This is a genomic window from Ligilactobacillus ruminis ATCC 27782 (genome assembly GCF_000224985.1).
GTDB classification, from domain to species: Bacteria; Bacillota; Bacilli; order Lactobacillales; family Lactobacillaceae; genus Ligilactobacillus; species Ligilactobacillus ruminis.
In genome coordinates this window covers 428,903-447,241 of record NC_015975.1, presented here as the reverse complement: position 1 = coordinate 447,241, position 18,339 = coordinate 428,903, and the positions used below count along the sequence as shown (strand labels likewise).

Here is an 18,339-nt window from a genome sequence, read left to right as displayed (position 1 = left end):
CAGACATCAGGGACGAAATTTTTCCGCGTTACCACCCAGATTATCGCCAGATTTTACAAAAATCAGCAATCAACTCTAGTCATCGATATCGAGATGAACCGTTCAAACTCCACAATGTAATTCAACCATCAAGTTTGCCCTGATTTTCAGCACCACCATCAGTTCTCTTTGCCAGTGACTTGACAATCTACTTCGTTGCTTCAACGCCTGTATTTAATTGATTTAAACATCAATAGTCCAATTGTAGCATATCAGCTTTGATTCATCAATTGCGATTGCTTATTTTGTCTTCCTTGCGCTGACACGCAGGGCAAAGGCCCAAAACTTCATACTGACTGCCAAAAACCTTATAGCCGGTATCTAAGGCCGCCGTCTTCTCAAATTGACGATACGCATCATCAAAAACGTCTTCAATTTTGCCGCAATTCACGCAAATCATGTGATAGTGCGGATTGTCAAAATAGTCATATCTCATATGGCCCGTTTTGTCAACCGCAACCTCAATCACAAGTTTCTTTTGCTCAAATAATTGCAAAGTATTGTAGACGGTTGCCAAACTGACGTTAAAATCGTTCTTCTTGAGATACTTATAAATCGTCTCAATCGAAGGATGCACCTTTGATTTCATCAAATAAGCCAAAATAACCTGTCTTTGAGGCGTCGACTTGATTTCATAGTCTTTCAGTTTTTGTGCAGCAGCAACTAGCATCTCAGAATCTCTCACCATGGATTTTCCCCTCTCCAGCTTAGTAAAGTTAAGGCCTTTCTATGTTAATATTATTGCTCAAATGGTTCTAGAAGTCCATAAGAAACTTCATGTTTTAAGACATAAAACGCGTTTAAGAAATTCAATCGAATACTTTAAAAATTCACCCGTTCTGCCCGGAGTCAAACTTTTCAAATTACCGTCATATGCCAGCTTCAATTCCAATAAAACAACGCATCCTGCTGCCAGAAAAACCAAGACCTCGCTCAGCTTTCCAGTACTGTAGTATGCAAACTTGCCACCTGATTTTGCCTTGTGTTTCGTCAGTGGCCAAAGCCAGTTGACCCCGTCTTTTGAAAAGCTGTCCTCTGACAAATGCATCAAATACCCGCATAAAATCCAAAAAGGAACAAAATAGGCAGCTTGAGCGAAATAAAGATTTCTGATCCATACGAAAAATGCATAGACCAATACTGCAAAAAGAAGCGAATGCGTGCCGCCGCGATGTCCCAGCGTCTTATTGGCTACTTTGCTGATAAACTTGTTTCTCTTTCCCATATAGGAGCTGGGGTAATCTATATCCGGCAAAAGAGTCCCCGCGCAAAGGGCCATCGCATTCGGGAAATTTAAGTCTCCGGCACAAGACATCAAAGGAATTCCGACTGCCAATGATACCGCCAGATGCGTCTTATATTGCATTTTTCAAAAAAACCTGCCTTCGCTCTTTTTAGAATTCGGTCTGATATCCAATCGTGCTGATGCCTTCTTTTGAAGTTACCTGAATCTGAGCAGGAATTTGCTCTTTAAATTTGTCAACATGACTGATAATGCCGATCATTCGATTATTGTTTTCCAAAGACTGCAAGGCACTGAGAACTGATTGCAGCCTTTCATCGTCAAGCGTGCCGAACCCTTCGTCGATAAACATTGCTTCAATGCTGATGCCGCCGTTTCTTTCCTGAATGACTTCTCCCAATGCCATGGCAAGCGAAAGAGAGAAAATAAAACTTTCGCCGCCGGAAAGCGTGTGAACTGGACGGTTTACGCCGGCATTGTCGTCATAAACGTCAAGTTCCAGGCCCATATTTTTTAAGTTTGCCTTTGCTGTGTCATCCAAAACCAGATTATATCTGCCGCCCGTCAGCTTATCAAGGTGAACGTTTGCGACTTCAATTACGCTTCTGAAATAATTTGCCAGAACAAAGCGTGAAAAACCTGGAGCAATGCCCTTTTGACCACGGAGAACGTTATACAAAGACTGTTTGCGCTCGGCAAGTTCAAGTTTTTCCTTGCTGTTTTTCCAGACTTTTTCGGCCTTTCGGCGACATTCCTTGTTCTTGTTCAGCAAATTGTCTGATTGCTGCAAAAATTCTTTGGCACGTCTGTGGCGCTCCTGTTCATCTCGTTGAATCTGCTTCATTTCTTCGATGTTTGGCCGAATCTTCCCGTCGATTTTCTTTTGACTTGCAGCATATTCGCCCGAAACCGTTGCTTCTTTTTTCTGAAAGTCGCTGATTTCACGCTCAATCTCGGCAATCCGGTCTTTTTCTGCAAGCAATTCGTAAAGTCTCTCAGCGGAAATCCCCTTCTTCAGGCAAGCCGACTCGATTTCTTTTTCGGAAGCATGAAATAGATTTGACTCATTACCCAGGTTGATATTTTCCTTTTCGATCAGCGACTGCAACGAGGCACGCCTTTTATCAAGATCAGAAACTTCTTTATCGTTGTTTTCCTTGTCGGCATCATATTTTTTAATGAACTCATCCCACTGATTCAGTTGTTCTTGCAGCTCTTTTCTGGTTTTGAACTGTTTTGGCAACTGTTTTTCAAGTTCCGCCAGACCGGCCTTTTTACCTGAAATCGTCGCCTGACATTCGCTGAGTTCTTGTTTCAAGTCGGAAACAAGCTCTTCTCCTCGTTCAATTTCCGTCTGCAAAGTTTTAAGCTTCACTTCGGCTTCAGTTCTTTTTCGTGCCGTTTCTCTGGCTTGTGAGAGTTTTTCTTCGTTATCCGATCTCTTGTTGTCGAGTTTTTTTTCAAGCTCGCTGATTTCAATGGTATCATATCCGAGAGATTGACTGAACTCAGTTATCTTCTCCAAAAAGTCAGCTTGACGTTCGCTGAACTCTTTTGATTTGGCATCTGCCTTGGCTTTTTTCTCTGAAGCATCGGCAACGGCTTCGTCATGTTTTTCTTTTGCTTTTTTTACTTGATTTTCCGTCACGTAAACGGTCTTTTCATCGCCAAATGCAGGGCTCGGATGCTCCAAACTGCCGCAAACCGGGCAAGCATCTCCCGGTTTGAGCAGCTTGGCCAATTCGTTGATCTGCAGCTTGGCCCATTGACTCTGGATGTTCTCATACTCCTGCTCAGCCGTTTTTTGAAGTTCCGATGCTTCAGCAGATTCTTTTTCCAAAACAACCTGCTCATTCTTCAAAACTTGAGCTTTTTGTTGTTGGGCTTTGTAATCCTGAAGTTTTTTTTCATTTTCTTTCAGCTGCTGAATTTCCAGTTCAAGACAGTGCTTTTCGTCGTCCGCTCCGGAATTTTTCTCGATAAACTTGTCCAAAGCGTTCTTAGAGGCAATTTTGCGTTCAAGTTCCGCTTTTTTTTCGGCAAGCTTTTTGGATGATTTGTCTGCCTGAGCTTGCAGGTCAGCAAGTTCGGCATTTTTTTGCTCGGCCTCGTCATATATGCCGACCCTTCCTTGCCACAGATTAAAATCAGCTTGCGCCTTGTCTTTTTGGGGAGCTTTCCGCAAAAGAATTTGCTTGGTTTCCAATGCTTTGCTGAATTTTTCCTTCGTTTCAGAAAATTCGGCATTTTGTTTTTCAATGTCTGCTCGGAGTTCTTCCAAGCGTTTTTGAGACGTCTTTTTTCTGAAAACCATCGTTTCGCATCCAAAAGCCCAGTTCAATTCTGCCAAATAATTCGTCTGCTCGTTGATTTTTGCCTGTTCTCGTTCCAACAGTTCTTTTTTTCGAGAAACTTCCTCAAATTCTTGAAAATCTTGCTCGAGCCGTTCTGCCAACGCCGTCTTCTTCAATGCTTCATTGACTTTTTTTTGCATTTCTTCTTCAGCCTCTTTGGCTTTGGCGCAATTTTCCTCATCGCTTTTTATTTGCAGATCCAATGCATCGAACCAATCTTCAAACGGTTCTGCTTCCGGTTCCGCTTCCGAAAAGATTGCCTGTTTTTGTTCAAATAACAGCTCTTTTTTGGTTTCATCGCTGTCTGATCGGGATTCGTCTGCTTGTTTTTTGATTTCCGAAACCCAATCGTCATAAAAATCGGTTCCAAAAATTTGATTGAGAATCTTCTCTTTTTTATTGCTGTCCGACATCAGAAACTCTTTAAACTTTCCTTGAGGAAGCAGAATAATCTTGCTGAATTGTTCGGCGCTTAAATTGAGAAGGCTTGTTACTTTGACGCCTATTTCATTCGGTCCTTTTAATTCTACAAGATTTCCGTTTTCATCCTGATATCTGAGAATTGCTTTTTTGGTGATTTTGCCATTTTTTTCTTGGCCTGCCGTCTGATAAAATGAACGATTGACGGTATATTCTTTCCCTTGATGCGAAAACGTCAATTCGACTTCCGTTTTTTCCTTGCAATCCTCTACAAAATCGCTGCGCAACAAGAAGACGTTTCGATCCTTGTCGGTTGAACTCCGACCGTAAAGCGCAAAACACATCGCATCAAAAATGGTTGTTTTGCCGCTTCCGGTAGCACCAGTGATCAAGAAAAGCGGAGCTTCGCTGAACTTGGTAAAATCAACTTCCGCATCCTTATAAGGTCCAAAATTTTTCATTTTCAATTTCAAAGGTTTCATTGATTTTCCCCCTTGTTGCGCACGTCCTGAAGCGCCTGTTCCATCATTTTGCATTGTTCTTCGTCAGGATCTTCTCCGACGGTATCTTTGTAAAATGTTTTAAACAGGTCCATTTCAGATAATTTTTCCAAATTTTTAACACCGTTATTTTCGTGATTGACGCGTCCGTTGACACGCTTCAGTTCAATAATTCGCGGATAGTATTTTTTCAGGCGATTCATCACATCGATGATCGGAACGCGATCTTCCAGTTCAACCGCAACGTAATCATCATCAGGAATTTGCCGATAATTTTCTGGTTTGATCAGATTTTCGAAAAGTCCCTTGACGACTCGTACGTCATTCAAAGGTTCCAATGGTTTATAGGCAATTGTTTCAGAATCGGTATCGACAACGTAGACCCCTTTTTGATCTGATGTTTCAGAAACCGAGTATTTTAAAAGCGAACCGCTGTACTTGACCTTTTCTGATTTTGAAGCACGATGCTGATGGAGATGTCCCAACGCAACATAGTCAAAACATTCCAATTCATCTATGCCGACTGCTTCGAGTCCGCCGACTTCACTTGGGGTTTCCGAATCAGATTTCAAGGATCCAACGGCAAAAAAGTGTCCCACAAGCACATGCTTAAAGCCGGCTTTAAATCGTTCCTTCATCAAGGAAACTATCCTTCTGACGCATTGATCGGCAGTTTTAAGCGTTTCATCTCCTAAAAAATTTTTTGCTGCGCTGATTTCAAAATACGGCATCAAAAAAAACTGTACTCCTGACATTTCAATCGGTTCTGCTGCCCGTTCAAGCTTCGTATGCAGATAAAAGGACGTCGCTTCAAACCATTCTGAACCCGTTGAAAGGCGTTCGGCCGAATCATGATTTCCGCTGATGGCCAATAACGGAAAACCATCTTCCAAATTCAGTTTTTTAAGTGCCCCGTTGACCATCCGAACGGAATCTTCGCTTGGCATCCCGCGATCGTAGATATCGCCTGCAATCACGATTGCGTCAACTTTCTCGTCAATGGCTATTTTTTCCAGTTTTCTCAATGCATCGGCCTGTTCTGTGCTCAAGTCGTAGCCATGCAGCTTGCGACCAACGTGCCAGTCCGCAGTGTGTAAAAATTTCATGTCTGAAACGCCCCCTGATCATTCGTTTAATCGATTATAGCACAAGGAATGTACGTTCGCAAAACACTTGTGCGAAATTTTATCTGCATTTTTAAGAAACAAAAAAGCCCCCGCATCAAAAGCGAGGGCATTCTCTTAAATTTTCCTATAATTTTTCCTTGATTGCCTGAACCATCGCCAATTCTTCGTTCGTCGGAACGATCATGACTTTGGCTTTGGAATCTTTCGTCGAAATAAGCCCTTCAGTATTTTTTTCGTTCAAAGCTTCATCCAGACTGATTCCAAGGCAGGCAAGCTCTGAAACGACATCTCTTCTGAGCGAAGGATCGTTTTCTCCAATGCCGCCGGCAAAAACCAGCACGTCTGCTCCGCCCATTTCAACATAATAACTTCCGACGTACTTGACGATGCGGTTGATGAAAATTTCACGTGCCAAAGCACAGCGCGAATCGTCAATATTGGCACGAATGTCGCGCATGTCAGGGGACTTGCCTGAAATTCCGAGAAGACCTGATTCAGAATTGAAAAGCTGCAGGATCTCTTCTGCGGACTTGTCCAGTTTTTTCATTAGAAACGGAACGATTGACGGATCAACGTCGCCGCAGCGAGTTCCCATCGTCACGCCTGTCAACGGCGTAAAGCCCATGGAACTGTCATAGGCCTTGCCGTCTTTGACAGCAGAAATCGAAGATCCGCTGCCCAAGTGAAGCGTAATCAGTTTCAAATCTTCAAGCGGCTTTTCCAAAAGATCGGCACAACGATGCGAAATATAGCCGTGGCTGATGCCGTGTTCGCCATAGCGTCTGATTCCGTATTTTTGCGTAAGTTCATAGGGCAGACTGAAAATGGCATTCATCTCCGGCATGTCCGTGAAAAACGTGCTGTCAAAAACGGCATATTGCGGAGTGTCAGGCATCACCTTCTGCATCAGTTCGATATATTTTGCCTCCATCGGATTGTGCAACGGAGCATGATCGCTCATTTCAATGATTTCTTCAAGCTTTTCGGCATCGATTTTGGTTGCGCCTCTGAATTTCTCACCGCCGGCAACGACGCGATGGCCTACGCAAGCGATTTTTTCAAGGGACGTGATTCCCTTTTCCTGAATCTTTTCGATAATCAGCTCGCAAGCACGTTCATACGTTAAATTGTCATAAGTTTCCTGAAAATTTTGTTCTCCGTATTTGATTTCAAACTTTGAACCAGGCATCAGCATGCGTTCAACAAGCCCTTTGGCAACGACCTTTTCCGTTTCAAGTTCAAACAGTTTCCACTTGACCGAGGAACTGCCGGCATTCATAAGTAAAATATTTGACACGAGTGCACCTCCGTTTTTATTTCTCACTCTCAGTATACATTAAAATTAATCGACTTTCATTCCCAAAAATTAATTAAAGATTCTCGGCTTGACCAAACCCTTGTAATCATGTTTGATGGCCTTCGAGTTGATGACGCTCATCAGCTGAAACATCGTAAATGCAATCTGCGAACGCTTGCGGTAGGCAATAAAGCTCTTCTTCCATATGTCAACGTATTTGTTCTTATAAGCCTTAAGGCCTTGGAAACTGTAGAAATGGTAGCCGTATTCATAGATATAGCGCGCAATCTTTTCCGTAATAAATTCACGATTCAAGTCGGCACAGTCTCTTGTCGGCGCCATCCCAAGATCAACGTAAGCATAGCCCGCTTCTTTGGCATTTTCAAACAAAAACAACGATAAACGCGCCATGGTCTGTGCCGGAGCATCTTTGACATAACGCATCAGATCGCTTGAAACTACCCCGTGCTTGCGCGGCATGATGCTTGAAAAAGCCTTCAGCTTGCCGGAAGAATCCCTCAAAGTCATCAAACTGCCTTGCTCAAGGTAATATTCATCAAAAAAGCCTACGGAAAATCCTTTTTCGTTTCGATTGCTCAGCCACTCATCCGAAACTTTGCGCATTTCGCTTAATAACTCTTCGCTATATGGCGGCTTCAAAAAATCAAGCACATAGCCGTCGTTTGCGAAGCGGTTGATTAAAGCCCGCTGATTGTGATGCTTTTCACCATGCAAATTGAATTTCTCAAGATCGACCAGACCCTTTTCGCCAATCTGCAGGAAATCATAGCCGTATTCATGCAGCAAAAGCGTGAAATCCTGATCTATGTCGTAAAAAACAGGTTCAAAGCCGTACAGATCCGCCGTCTTCAAAAAATCTTCCAAAGCTTCCTTGAAATATTTCGGATTCCCGATCGGCTCCCCAATGCAAAATAGTTTTTCCTGCTTTCTGCGATACATGAAAAAGACCTGATCTTTTCCTTCTGATTTGAAGAAATAAAGCGATTTGTCGCGCAAGTAGACCAGGTGCCCTGCATTTCCGCAACCAAAGCGACTGATGATCTGCTTGATTCTCCGTTCATCAAAGACCTGAGGCACAAACGGCGTCAGGCCTTTCGATAAGTACGTCAGCATGAGCAAAAGAATCAGTGCCGCAATCATCAACCCGATGAACCCGGCAAGCCAGTCTTTTTGAGCAGGAAACAGCAAGTATTCCGGCACATGATGGCGATTGCTGAAGCTTGGCGTATTCAAAATTCCGACCAGCGTGTAAAGTAAGAAAGTCCCCGCAAAAATCGCGATGTCTGCAACCATCTTACCGATGGAATATTGCATCTGCTTGCGATAAAGCTCGTTTTTTGACAGGAAAACCAAAATCATTACGAATCCCAAAAAAATCGCCAGACTAAGCGAGTAACGATTCAAAAGGGTATTGATGACACCGATTGCAAGCACGATCAGCGTCGGCCAGTATGCGCGTTTGCCCTTGGCCGAAATTCCCCTGGCAAGTCCCAGCAGCATAAAGGCAAAGATAATGTCCGAAACCTGACTGATAAACAGGAAACTGTACGAATACAGCTTTCTCAACAGCTCATTGGAATTTGCAAAACGCGGAACGGCAGCTTCAAGCAGCATTAAAATTCCTGAAGCATACAAAAAAATAGTCAAGACGAAATGCGCGACTTTTTGAACTGCCATCTTTGGAATTCCGTTCAATTTTTCGTTAATGTTTGAACCTGTTTCATGAACAAAAAGAATAACCCCGATGACAAAAGGAATTATGTAGTAGAACAACCGGAAAAACATGATCCAGACAACGGCCGTTTCGTTTGAAACGCCAAGCGTTGCCATGCCGTACATCATAAAAACGTCAAACGAGCCCAAGCCGCCGGGAACCATTGACACGATTCCCAAAACCGAACCGGTAATATACATTGCAAGAATCGGCAAAAAATCCGTTTTGATTCCCATCATCAAGCCGATAAACAAGAAAAATCCGCCGGCAAACGTCCACTCGAAAAAAGAGCTGATAATCAGGGCCAGTTCGCGTTTCAACGTCAAGTCGGCAAAAAATTCGGTCTGTTTGAATTTTGTCGCGATGAACAGTACGGGAAAATACACTCCTCCGCCGACAAGCCAGATCCAGTAGCTGCCGAACAGTTTTCCCATGCCGCGACCATAAATCAATGCAAGAGAAATCCAACAATATATGGAAAGTCCTGCCAAAACAAACAGCGCAATTTTCGAAAGCGCGTAGACAATCTGCTTGGCGCTTGCGTTTTTCTTGTAAAAATTGGCGCGCAACGTTGCCCCGATGACGCCGCCGAATCCGGCAACGTTGGTCGTCGTATTGACGATCCAGCCGCTTTTGAAGATATACGGCACACTGTATTTTCCAGGAAGAAATTTCACGACCGTAAAATCATAGGCAATCATCGGAAGAACGGCAATCAAGCCGACAAAAAACATCACCGCAATCGTGAGCATTGACTGATTTTCGAGTCCTTCTTGAACTTTTCCCCAATCAATCTGTTTAAAAATTCGCCCGATTTCGTAAACGACAAATATCAGAACAGAAAAAACAAACAACAGCTTGATAAATTTCAAGCGCTTTTCAACAAAATTTTTGAAACGCTCAATCAATTATGACCCACCTTTCAATTTTCCGAACACATATCCAATTATATTATAATCAATCTTCAAAGAACTTTCTCATAACAAGGTTAAAATAAAGAAAAATTATAAATTTGAACGGAGACGTTTTTTATGGCAACATTTCTTGACATCTTGCTTTTGGCTTTGATCGTTGCGACAATCGGAAATCTGATTTCAAATTTCAAAGGAAAAAAAAACAGGACTTCCAGAGCATGAGCTGCTTCAGAAGCCCTGTTTGTTTTTTCGCATTTCATCCTGCGACTCTGCATTTTTATCGACATTAACGATTTTTGCCGTGCAAAAAAGGAGCCGGGACAAATCCCGACTCCTTTGAAATCAAACAAATTAGACTATTTAAGAGTAACTTGTGCGCCAACTTCTTCAAGTTTAGCTTTGATTTCTTCAGCTTCGTCCTTAGCAACGCCTTCCTTGATAACGGATGGTGCACCGTCAACCAAGCCCTTGGCATCCTTAAGGCCAAGACCCGTAACGTCCTTGACAACTTTGATAACCTTAACCTTGCCGGCACCAGCAGATGTCAATTCAACGTCAAATTCCGTCTTTTCTTCTGCAGCGCCTGCAGCAGCACCTGCAGCTGCAACTGGAGCAGCAGCAGAAACACCGAATTCATCTTCGATAGCTTTTACTAAGTCGTTTAATTCAAGAATGCTAGCTTCTTTCAAGTCAGCAATGATCTTTTCTGTATCTAAGGCCATTTTAAAATCCTCCAATTTAATTGATATGTTATGTTTAAAAACTTATGCGACTAAGCGCTGATTAAGCAGCACTTTCGTCTTTGCTGTCTGCGACTGCCTTGACAGCATATGCGAAGTTGCGAACAGGTGCTTGAAGCACGGAGCAAAGCATGGAAAGCATACCTTCGCGGTTTGGCAACTTGGCAAGAGCGTGGATTTCGTCGAGGGTAACAACTTCCCCGTCGATCATACCACCTTTGATTGTCAATGCTTCATGATCTTCAGCAAACTTGGAGAAGATGCGTGCAGGTGCAGTAGCATCTTCAGAACCGAATGCAACGGCCGTAGGACCTGTGAATGTTTCATCCAAGCCTTCGTAACCAGCCTTGTCTGCAGCACGACGCAAGAACGTATTCTTGATAACGCGCATTTCAACGCCTGCTTCACGCAATTCCTTACGTAATTCAGTTACTTCGTCAACCGTAAGACCACGGTAGTCAACAACAACTACAGAAGTTGCGTTGTTGAATTTTTCAAAGACTTCTTCAACAATCGCAGCCTTCTTTGCGATAATTTCTTTACTCAATTGATTCACCTCCTAGTCATTGTGCCAGGGTTTCCTAAATAAAAAAACCCTATGTCCACCAAGACACAGAGAGAGAACTTAACATTGCTCCTCGGCAGGATATTAAGGCAAAAGCCACCTGAGTCTTAGGTAGAATCATAATATAAAAAATTGACCTTTATCAATTTATCACATAAATCGATAAAGGTCAACTGTTTTTTCAAATTAATTTTAAAAATTAAAGCGAGTTCGTATCAACCGTAACGCTTGGGCCAAATGTTGATGCCAAGCTTACGTGCTTGATGTAAGTGCCTTTTACGGCAGCAGGACGAAGACGGGAAATCTTTTCGTAGATTGCGTCAAAGTTGCCCTTCAATGCTTCTTCCGTAAATGAAACCTTGCCGACAGGAACGTGCACGTTGCCGTCACGGTCCGTACGATATGTCACTTGGCCGCTCTTAGCATCGCTGACAGCCTTTTTGACATCCATCGTAACAGTGCCCGTCTTAGGGTTAGGCATCAAGCCTTTAGGTCCAAGAACGCGACCCAAACGACCTACTTGAGCCATCATGTCAGGCGTTGCGATTGCAACGTCGAAGTCAAGCCAACCGTCTTGAATACGTTGTACCAAGTCATCGTCGCCAACAACGTCTGCACCGGCATCCTTAGCTTCTTGTGCCTTAGGACCCTTTGCAAATACGACAACGGTTTGTTCCTTGCCCGTACCGTTAGGAAGAACCAAAGCACCGCGCAATTGTTGATCTGCTTGCTTTGTATCCAAGTTCAAGTTAAATGCAACTTCGATCGTTGCATCAAAATTAGCAAAGTCGATCTTCTTGACAAGTGCCAATGCTTCGCTTGCATCGTATGCCTTGCCAGCTTCAACTTGCTTTGCAGCTTCTAAATATTTCTTGCTTTTCTTTTTAGCCATTAGTGAATTTTCCTCCTTGCAATATGTGGTCTATCGGATAAACCTCCCACTTGACACATCCGTTTTCACGGAGTATCCGACTGAGAAGCGTGGCCGTAGAGAGATTATAATTAGTCTTCTACAACAAAGCCCATGCTTCGTGCAGTACCTTCAATCATGCGCATAGCAGCTTCAACGTCTGCCGCGTTTAGATCTTGCATCTTCGTTTCAGCGATTTCCTTAACTTGTGCTTTCGTAACTGTAGCAACTTTCTTCGTGTTAGGTTCGCCGGAGCCTTTTTGTACACCAGCAGCTTTCTTAAGCAAAACTGCAGCAGGCGGTGTCTTTGTAATGAAAGTAAATGAACGGTCTTCATAAACGGAAATAACAACCGGGATAATCATACCAGCTTGATCAGCCGTACGAGCGTTGAATTCCTTTGTGAAGCCCATGATGTTGATACCAGCCTGACCCAATGCAGGACCAACTGGTGGAGCTGGCGTTGCTTTACCAGCAGGGATTTGTAATTTAACAACGTTGATAACGTTCTTTGCCACGGTAACATTCCTCCTATTCCGTGTGTGGTTCGGATGGCCATCAGATTTGGCCTCCCACTAGTATGCAGATTGCATACTAACATAATATAGCACGCTGCATTTTATTTTGCAAGCAAAAAATGAACCGTTCAAGCTCCGAACGGTTCACCGGAATTACTGCATCGTCATAAATTAGTTACTTTTCTAAAAGCTGCTTGCCAAGCTCATCGGCGCGACGAATTGCTTCAGAGAATTTTTCAGGATCAAACGGACGGTTGCGATATTCGTTCGTTTCCATAGCCCCCTTTGTAATCTCTTCAACATCGTCTTGAGAAAGTCCAAGTTCGCCCAACGTAACAGGAAGACCAATACGCTTGTTGAATTCCTGATACTTCTTGAACTCCTCTTCTTCATGGAAGTATGCGAACAAGACGAGCACGCCGAACGAAACGATTTGACCATGGAGGTAAGTTCCTTCACGCTTGATGGCAGTCGTCGAATTATAAAATGCATGCGCATGCCATGAATTGTAATAGAAATCTTTTTGGTTCGTAAGGTTTGAAGCATATCCGGTCGAAACAAGAATATCCAAGGCAATTTCTTCAACAGCCTTTGAAGGAGTATCGTTTTTAACGTCATCCATGCCTTGTTCGCCATATTTGAACAGAGGTTCCGAAACTGTTTTGGCGATCGCAACACCTAACGCACCGGTATTGGTCAAGTCCTCTCCTTTAGAAACATGCGTTACTTCAGGCTGTTTGCTCAAAGCATCACCGATTCCTGCCCAGAAGTATTCAACCGGGGCCTTGGCAATGACGTCCGTATCAATGAAAAGATGCTTGGCTGCTTTTGGAAAGCCATAGCGATCAAACGATCCGTCATCGTGATAGATAACCGCGATCGCTGTGCCGGCAGCACAGTTTGAACAAATCGTCGGAAACGAGAAGATGACTTCGTCAAGTTCATCGGCAACCATCTTGGCGGTGTCAAGCGCCTTGCCGCCTCCAAAACCAAAGACTGCATCTGCTTCTTTGACTTCCGGAGTCGCAACCAAACGATCAATGTTCGTCTGCGTGCTGTCAACGCCGTAAACAAAGCTTCCCGTTACCTCAATCCCGGATCCTTCAAGTGCTTTTCTTGCCTTCGGTTCAGCTGCAGCCAAAGCACGCTTGCCTCCGATGAAGACAACTTTTTTGATTCCGTATGGCTTAGCCACTTCAGGAATTTCATCGTAGGCATTAGTTCCATAAGTATAGTTACTCATATAATTTGTTGTCATTTCCAAATTCCTCCATTTACCAAATGCAGTTTTTGAATCAAACGCAGAGCCCGAAATTGCCAAAAGATTCAAACCTGTTTTTTTTGCAGACAGTCAACATCCTTTCATGAGAATTAAGTTAGATATAATTTTTCTCGAACATTATGCTGTGTTCCACCTCGATAAACCCAGCATTCCAAATAATTATACCGTTTCCGCAACAAGATGTGCTGTATCTTGTTAAACATATTATCACTAACAATTAATCAATTCAAGGATTTTTTAATTTTCCGCTCACATTGATGCTTAAATCAAGGTGATGCGCAGCACTGCATTTGGGAAAAATTAAAAAAATGCCCTCCAAGCATACAGCAAATTTTCTTTTTTACCTGTATACTCCAAGGGCATTATAGCCGTCGACTTCAATTTTCTTTGCCCGGCATTTAATTTATTTCAAGAGGTAAACGCAACTTTTTTCCAAGCCTCTTAAAATCCAAATTTTCAATCAATCATGCAGATCGAACTTAAGCTTCATATGATTTCCGCCAACGTCAACCATGTCGCCAAGAAGCTTCGTTGCTTCATTCAAATCAATTTCAGCCATTTGATTATTGATTTCCGTCAAATATTTGACGGGATTTTTCTTTGTCACCGCAACCTGATCCGCTTTAAGCTGCAGATTGCGACAAGCTGAAACGACCTTCTCTTCGAAAGAAGCCTCCAGTTCGCTATAGCGATCATAGTCCGTATCTCCCAAAACGGCCAAGGTTCTCGTCAGCCAAAAGACCGTCTTCAAATCAAACTCGCCGGACACGTCACGATAGCACGCAGGCGTATCATTGACGTTTGCGTAAAACGGAACTGCCGCATTAAACGTATTAGGTCCGACAAATACCCAATGAATGCCGGCAATTTCTTTTGGAACGTCGTTTCTGATTTGGAGAATATGACCTTCTTGGTTGCGGTTGATGCCGATCGGACGATAACGTTTCTTTTGTGATTCAGTTCCTGATCCGTATGGATCAAAGTCAGTATTTTGGTAGTGCGAACTCAACAGCCACTTGACGTCTTCGATTGAAATCCTGCGCTTTGCATGACAAATGAAAGGAAGTTCCTGTTCTTCCGGACCGTATGGCAATTCGGCGTCGAAATACTTTTGGACGTACCAGGCCCGCGGATTATTATAACGCGTATCCTTGATCGTCGAACTGCCAAAGATGTGGCGGGAGTTGTATTTGTCATGATCAGGATTAAGGTGATGCTTTTCGATTAATTCCTTAAGACCAGGCGCAGACAACGTGTCATCAGAATCAAAATCAAATTCGTCAATGTTCGTTCTGTTTGGAGCAACGACGTACGCATCATCAGGAATTCTGACGGCTGCCCATTGATGACCGCCGTATGTTTCCAAATACCAGACTTCATCCTTATCGGAAAAAGCAATCCCGTTCATCTCATACGTTCCGTATTCTTCAAGAATCGAACCCAGACGCAAGACGCCTTCTTTTGCCGAATGAACGTAAGGCAAAACAAGCGTCAGCATGTCTTCTTCACCGATTCCGTCTTCAACCAGAGGATCGACGCCCAAAATCCGCGGATTGGACGTAATCGTTTCCGTTGCAGACATTGCAACGTTTTCGCTGTTGATTCCGGATTCGCCCCAAATACCCTTGTCGCCGATTGCATCCGGAGTGCACGTATAACGCAGCGCTTCACGCTTGGACGGAAGCGTAATCTTGACCTTGCTCAATTTGGCCTGATACGTGCGCGGCTGATTTTTTGGCTCAACGACAATGAATTTCTTCGGGCATGCCCCGAAACTGCTGTCTTCATTTCTTGAAACAATCGTCGAACCGTCAATCGTTGCTTTTTTCCCGACTAAAATCGTCGTACAGTCTGATCTGCTTTCTTTCATGTTATCATCCCTCAAAAAATATTTGCTGTTATGATTATATCACTTAAGAAAAAAGCCGTCCTTGAAAAATGCACTCAAGAAACAGCTTTTAAGTTTATACCAGTCTTTCAACCTGATCGAATGACAATTCTGCATCCGTTTCGCGACCGAAGACATCGATCATCGCATGAAGTTTCATCTTTTCGCTGTCGATTTCAGTAATTTTGCCGACATGACCAACAAATGCTCCTTCGGTAATGGTAATCGTATCGCCGACTTCTGCATCAAAGTCTGCATTTCTCGTCATGCCGACGCTGCGAAGAATCGTCTGGATTTCTTCGTCAAGAAGAGGCGCCGGTTTGCTTCCGGCACCATGCGAGCCGACAAATCCGGTAACGCCGGGCGTGTTTCGAACGACATACCATGATTGGTCTGTCATGACCATTTCGACCAACACGTATCCAGGGAACGTCTTGAGTTTTTCAACTTTTTCCTTGCCGGTCTTGGTCTTTTCGCATTTTTCTTCTTCAGGAACGACCACGCGGAAAATATAGTCTTCCATGCCCATTGATTCCGCACGAGATTCCAGATTGCTTTTGACTTTGTTTTCATAGCCGGAATACGTATGCAATACGTACCATTTCTTTTCACTGCTTTCAGCCATTTTTATTCTCCTTTGATATTTGTGTTTTTGAACAAAATAAAAAAACCCCGAAAAATCGAAGTTCACCAACAAGGTGATTATAACAAAAAAAGACTGGTTTGACCAGTCCTTTAAATCAGGCAACCAGTGAAAGCACTGCCTGAACGGCATAATCAACGACGCCAAAGAAAACAGCAAAGGCAATTGACATTGCGACAACAGTCGTTGTATCGCGTCTTGTTTCCTTGGCATTAAGCCATGTCGTATCTTTCATTGTTTGAACAACGCTCTTGAAAAACTTCATCTTGAATCCCCCATTTGTTATTTTGTTTCGCGATGAAGCGTATGTTTTCCGCAATATTTGCAGAATTTTTTGACCTCAAGGCGTTCGGTCCGATTTAAATTTTCAACAATCGTATAATTTCTCGAACCGCATACTGAGCATGCTAACGAAATTTTTTTCTTGGACATTCCAGTCCTCCTTAACGTATTCAAAGTTACTTTATCATGTTTAAACACCGCATGTCAATTATCTTCAGAACTGAGATGGTCGCGCAGGTCTGCTAATTTCTTCAACTGCTCGTCATCAAAAGGCGATCTTCTGACCAATGCCTGATCCTGATACATTCTTGTCGCTGCGTGAACTTCTTTTTTTGCATTTTTAATATCCTGATACAGTTCCCAAGCAGGTTTTCTCAAAGCTCCTTGAGAAAAGATCGTCCATTGTTCAGCTTGATCGCTCGTCGCAACGGTCACCTGAGTCAACCGCGACTGCAGTTTTCCGGCCAATGCTTCAATATAGCTGTCAGCCGTCTGACCTTCATCAGTCCAAACAACATCCAGGTTGTATTGTTTATAGCTTTTTGACAGCCCTGGCACGTACATTGCGTCAAAAACAACGATAATCTTGGAATCGCTTTGTTTATGATAGTCGGAAAGAATCAAAAGCAGCTGATCTCTTGCGTCTTCCAAGCGATCGGACTTTTTAAGCCGCGCAAGTTCGGGCCAATTGCCGATCATGTTATAGGCATCAACAATCAGAATCTTTTCTTTCATCCTTATTTACCTCTTGAAGTGAATCCCTGGTAAATCAAAAGACTTGCTGCCACGCTTGCATTCAGGCTTTGAACGTGTCCAATCATCGGAATCGTCAGCATTTCATCGCACTTTTTCTTGAGCAATGAAGAAATGCCTTTGCCTTCGTTTCCGATGACGAGAGCCGTCGGGCCTTTTGCATCCCAATTTCTGAAATCCTGGCCTTTCATATCCGTCCCGAAGATCCAGAGCCCGCGATGCTTTAATTCGTCAACTGCTTGGGCCAGGTTCGTTACGCGACAGACCGGGACGTATTCGACTGCTCCCGTTGAGGTTTTGGCAACCGTCGACGTCAGCTGAACCGCACGCCTTTTAGGAATAATGATGCCGTGGACGCCGGCTGCATCTGCGGTTCTTAAAATCGATCCCAAATTATGCGGATCTTCGATTCCGTCCAGAATCAAAAAGAACGGATCTTCGCCTTTTTTGGCTGCTGCTTCAAAAAGGTCTTCAAGTTCCGCATATTGAAATGCAGCAACGGCCAAAACGACGCCTTGATGATTTTGTCCGTCAGACAAAAGGTCAAGTTTTGTTTTCGGAACCTGCGAAACGACGATGCTGCGCTTTTTGGCAGCTGAAACGATTTCCTGAATCGCATCGGACTTCAATCCTGATTGGACAAAGACTTTGTTTATGTCCTGTCCGCTTTTTAAAGCGGCCATTGCCGGATGACGCCCGATTACGAAATCATCTGTCTTCTGTTCTTTCATGGCTAATATCCTTCCTCGACCGTTTTGATGCACCATGCGCTGAGTTCGTCCAGGCGGTCTTTTTTCCCGCTCAGATAAAGATATCCGAATAATGCTTCAAATCCGGTCGAAATTCGATAAGTGACAACCGAGGTGTTTTTGGCCGAAGTATAGCTTTTGGCATTTCTGCCGCGACGGAAATATTCTTTTTCTTCATCAGTCAGAAGATTCTGTTCTTCCATTTGCGAAATCAGTGCTGCCTGTGCCTTTGCGGAAACGTAGTGAGTCGCTCTTTTATGCAATTTGTTCGGTTTGGTCATTCCCTTGTCAAGCAAGTGTTTTCTGACATAGACTTCGTAAATCGCATCCCCGATGTAGGCCAAAGCAATTCCGTTCATCTGTTCATAATCAGCCATGTG

The 18,339-nt window shown here is 43.5% G+C and carries 18 protein-coding genes and 1 other annotated feature; all 18 genes read right to left on the bottom strand.

All coding sequences use genetic code 11. The features are described 5' to 3' along the window. Positions 1-265: 265 nt before the first annotated feature. The 18 genes from LRC_RS02230 to LRC_RS02140 all read right to left on the bottom strand — a co-directional run bounded on the left by LRC_RS02230 (position 266) and on the right by LRC_RS02140 (position 18,336). Positions 266-727, bottom strand: a complete 462-nt coding sequence (locus LRC_RS02230) for a Fur family transcriptional regulator (RefSeq protein ID WP_041819831.1) — start codon at positions 725-727, stop codon at positions 266-268. 87 nt (positions 728-814) lie between these two features. Then, positions 815-1,405 carry a metal-dependent hydrolase gene (locus LRC_RS02225; protein WP_014072975.1) on the bottom strand — a complete coding sequence of 197 codons (591 nt, stop codon included), beginning with the start codon at positions 1,403-1,405 and terminating at the stop codon, positions 815-817. Between the two features lie 28 nt (positions 1,406-1,433). Further along, positions 1,434-4,538, bottom strand: coding sequence for an AAA family ATPase (locus tag LRC_RS02220; RefSeq protein ID WP_014072974.1), 3,105 nt, complete (start codon positions 4,536-4,538; stop codon positions 1,434-1,436). Continuing rightward, positions 4,535-5,662 carry an exonuclease SbcCD subunit D gene (locus LRC_RS02215; protein WP_014072973.1) on the bottom strand — a complete coding sequence of 376 codons (1,128 nt, stop codon included), beginning with the start codon at positions 5,660-5,662 and terminating at the stop codon, positions 4,535-4,537. The genes LRC_RS02220 and LRC_RS02215 overlap by 4 nt, the downstream gene beginning before the upstream one ends. A 145-nt stretch (positions 5,663-5,807) precedes the next feature. Then, complete coding sequence (locus LRC_RS02210; RefSeq protein WP_014072972.1) at positions 5,808-6,980, bottom strand: acetate/propionate family kinase; 1,173 nt, start codon at positions 6,978-6,980, stop codon at positions 5,808-5,810. Positions 6,981-7,049: 69 nt separating this feature from the next. After that, positions 7,050-9,623 (bottom strand): bifunctional lysylphosphatidylglycerol flippase/synthetase MprF, encoded by a 2,574-nt coding sequence (mprF, locus tag LRC_RS02205; protein WP_014072971.1) that lies wholly within the window; start codon positions 9,621-9,623, stop codon positions 7,050-7,052. Positions 9,624-9,985: 362 nt separating this feature from the next. Further along, on the bottom strand, positions 9,986-10,351 hold the full coding sequence (gene rplL, locus LRC_RS02195; protein WP_003693210.1) for a 50S ribosomal protein L7/L12: 366 nt from the start codon (positions 10,349-10,351) through the stop codon (positions 9,986-9,988). Between the two features lie 61 nt (positions 10,352-10,412). After that, positions 10,413-10,916 (bottom strand): 50S ribosomal protein L10, encoded by a 504-nt coding sequence (rplJ, locus tag LRC_RS02190; RefSeq protein ID WP_041819828.1) that lies wholly within the window; start codon positions 10,914-10,916, stop codon positions 10,413-10,415. Between the two features lie 31 nt (positions 10,917-10,947). After that, positions 10,948-11,064, bottom strand: a sequence feature (ribosomal protein L10 leader region). 69 nt (positions 11,065-11,133) lie between these two features. Next, positions 11,134-11,826: a 50S ribosomal protein L1 gene (gene rplA, locus LRC_RS02185; RefSeq protein ID WP_014072969.1), complete on the bottom strand. Its 693-nt coding sequence runs from the start codon at positions 11,824-11,826 to the stop codon at positions 11,134-11,136. Between the two features lie 110 nt (positions 11,827-11,936). Next, complete coding sequence (gene rplK, locus LRC_RS02180) at positions 11,937-12,362, bottom strand: 50S ribosomal protein L11 (RefSeq protein WP_003693203.1); 426 nt, start codon at positions 12,360-12,362, stop codon at positions 11,937-11,939. Positions 12,363-12,537: 175 nt separating this feature from the next. Beyond that, complete coding sequence (locus tag LRC_RS02175; RefSeq protein ID WP_014072968.1) at positions 12,538-13,620, bottom strand: iron-containing alcohol dehydrogenase family protein; 1,083 nt, start codon at positions 13,618-13,620, stop codon at positions 12,538-12,540. A 484-nt stretch (positions 13,621-14,104) separates the two neighbouring features. Further along, positions 14,105-15,514 carry a C69 family dipeptidase gene (locus LRC_RS02170; protein ID WP_014072967.1) on the bottom strand — a complete coding sequence of 470 codons (1,410 nt, stop codon included), beginning with the start codon at positions 15,512-15,514 and terminating at the stop codon, positions 14,105-14,107. Positions 15,515-15,608: 94 nt separating this feature from the next. Then, entirely contained in the window at positions 15,609-16,157 is a 549-nt protein-coding gene (gene nusG / locus LRC_RS02165; protein WP_014072966.1) for a transcription termination/antitermination protein NusG, read from the bottom strand. A 115-nt stretch (positions 16,158-16,272) separates the two neighbouring features. Further along, positions 16,273-16,440, bottom strand: a complete 168-nt coding sequence (gene secE, locus LRC_RS02160) for a preprotein translocase subunit SecE (protein WP_003696888.1) — start codon at positions 16,438-16,440, stop codon at positions 16,273-16,275. Positions 16,441-16,457: 17 nt separating this feature from the next. Then, positions 16,458-16,607 carry a 50S ribosomal protein L33 gene (gene rpmG / locus LRC_RS02155; RefSeq protein ID WP_014072965.1) on the bottom strand — a complete coding sequence of 50 codons (150 nt, stop codon included), beginning with the start codon at positions 16,605-16,607 and terminating at the stop codon, positions 16,458-16,460. A 54-nt stretch (positions 16,608-16,661) separates the two neighbouring features. Continuing rightward, positions 16,662-17,192 (bottom strand): NYN domain-containing protein, encoded by a 531-nt coding sequence (locus LRC_RS02150; protein WP_014072964.1) that lies wholly within the window; start codon positions 17,190-17,192, stop codon positions 16,662-16,664. A gap of 2 nt (positions 17,193-17,194) precedes the next feature. Beyond that, entirely contained in the window at positions 17,195-17,941 is a 747-nt protein-coding gene (gene rlmB, locus LRC_RS02145; protein WP_014072963.1) for a 23S rRNA (guanosine(2251)-2'-O)-methyltransferase RlmB, read from the bottom strand. Between the two features lie 2 nt (positions 17,942-17,943). Beyond that, positions 17,944-18,336, bottom strand: a complete 393-nt coding sequence (locus tag LRC_RS02140) for a Mini-ribonuclease 3 (protein ID WP_014072962.1) — start codon at positions 18,334-18,336, stop codon at positions 17,944-17,946. Positions 18,337-18,339 lie beyond the last annotated feature (3 nt).

Coding starts and splice junctions, on each gene's coding strand:
- rlmB (WP_014072963.1), bottom strand. CDS start 17,941: ATGAAAGAACAGAAGACAGATGATTTCGTAATCGGGCGTCATCCGGCA.
- rpmG (WP_014072965.1), bottom strand. CDS start 16,607: ATGTCCAAGAAAAAAATTTCGTTAGCATGCTCAGTATGCGGTTCGAGA.
- rplL (WP_003693210.1), bottom strand. CDS start 10,351: ATGGCCTTAGATACAGAAAAGATCATTGCTGACTTGAAAGAAGCTAGC.
- secE (WP_003696888.1), bottom strand. CDS start 16,440: ATGAAGTTTTTCAAGAGCGTTGTTCAAACAATGAAAGATACGACATGG.
- LRC_RS02230 (WP_041819831.1), bottom strand. CDS start 727: ATGGTGAGAGATTCTGAGATGCTAGTTGCTGCTGCACAAAAACTGAAA.
- LRC_RS02175 (WP_014072968.1), bottom strand. CDS start 13,620: ATGACAACAAATTATATGAGTAACTATACTTATGGAACTAATGCCTAC.
- LRC_RS02170 (WP_014072967.1), bottom strand. CDS start 15,514: ATGAAAGAAAGCAGATCAGACTGTACGACGATTTTAGTCGGGAAAAAA.
- LRC_RS02150 (WP_014072964.1), bottom strand. CDS start 17,192: ATGAAAGAAAAGATTCTGATTGTTGATGCCTATAACATGATCGGCAAT.
- LRC_RS02225 (WP_014072975.1), bottom strand. CDS start 1,405: ATGCAATATAAGACGCATCTGGCGGTATCATTGGCAGTCGGAATTCCT.
- rplA (WP_014072969.1), bottom strand. CDS start 11,826: ATGGCTAAAAAGAAAAGCAAGAAATATTTAGAAGCTGCAAAGCAAGTT.
- LRC_RS02220 (WP_014072974.1), bottom strand. CDS start 4,538: ATGAAACCTTTGAAATTGAAAATGAAAAATTTTGGACCTTATAAGGAT.
- LRC_RS02215 (WP_014072973.1), bottom strand. CDS start 5,662: ATGAAATTTTTACACACTGCGGACTGGCACGTTGGTCGCAAGCTGCAT.
- LRC_RS02140 (WP_014072962.1), bottom strand. CDS start 18,336: ATGGCTGATTATGAACAGATGAACGGAATTGCTTTGGCCTACATCGGG.
- nusG (WP_014072966.1), bottom strand. CDS start 16,157: ATGGCTGAAAGCAGTGAAAAGAAATGGTACGTATTGCATACGTATTCC.